The organism is Odoribacter laneus YIT 12061 (assembly GCF_000243215.1).
Classification (GTDB): Bacteria; Bacteroidota; Bacteroidia; order Bacteroidales; family Marinifilaceae; genus Culturomica; species Culturomica lanea.
Window position 1 is genome coordinate 358,411 of sequence record NZ_JH594597.1, and the last position, 1,055, is coordinate 359,465.

Here is a 1,055-nt window from a genome sequence, read left to right on the forward strand (position 1 = left end):
GATGATGTAATAGAATAGCTAAAGAGATTTGATTTTTGTTCATTGATTTTTAGCTATTCACATTGACTTTTCAAATTTTAAGTAGAAAATCGCAATAAGAGAATTCCTATTGCGGTTTTCTTTTTAATCGTTTGTAAAGAGATGGATTTTCTGTCTTTATTTCAATTTTTAGATGCCGAAATATTACGTATATTTACACAACGGAGGGAAAAAGGACATCATAAAGACCGAGGATTCTTATAAATACTACGAAATGGTAATTTACAACAAGCTTTAGTAATCCTACAAAAACGGTTGGATAGAAAGCTTTCAAGTGCATTAAAGCTTTAATAAGTGGATGTGCAAACGGAACAATAACCGAACCAGCTTAGATAGCTAAGGAAGATAATAGAGAATACGAAAGACTAAACTTTATATCTATTTTCTTATGACAGCTTTAAGAAGGAAGAATAATTTTCTGACACCAGAAAAATATTTTGAATTTGATTTGAATTTCATATTATAATAGAAATTTTACATCTCTATTAAAATTATTTTTTAATCTTGATAAGGAAATCATAAGAGAACAGTTCTTTTATTACGCATTATCTCTATTTGAATTGTATAAATAACCATGATATTTTTATATTTACACAAAAATAGAGATTTATGTACCGTATCCTATTGCTAAAACGCAATAAAATAATGGAGCAGGGAATAATCAGCAAAAGTTATCTAAATTTTTAATGAATTATTCTATACAAGATAATTATATGGAGAAAATCATATCTAAATTAGGCATAATCATTATGAAACTATTGATTTTATCAATGGTACTCTTTTTTGTAACAGGTTGTAAGAATTCTAAAATTACATCGAATAAGGAAAAACAGGTAGAAAAAGATTCCTTACTAAATATTAAAGAACAAATTACAGAAGATACTTCTATGAGTCGTGCTGTCCTACATAAAATGATAGAACAGGATGAGCTATTAAATAAGTACAGAAGAATTCCCGAGGATTCTTTATTACTTACTAAAATTCATTATAAAGACACAATTCCGAATTATATAATC

Annotated in this window: 1 protein-coding gene; it reads left to right on the forward strand. The window is 27.0% G+C overall.

The window, feature by feature from the left end:
- Positions 1 to 752: 752 nt before the first annotated feature.
- The coding region (locus HMPREF9449_RS16725) for a hypothetical protein (RefSeq protein ID WP_187118606.1) at positions 753 to 1,055 on the forward strand (303 nt) is incomplete at its 3' end.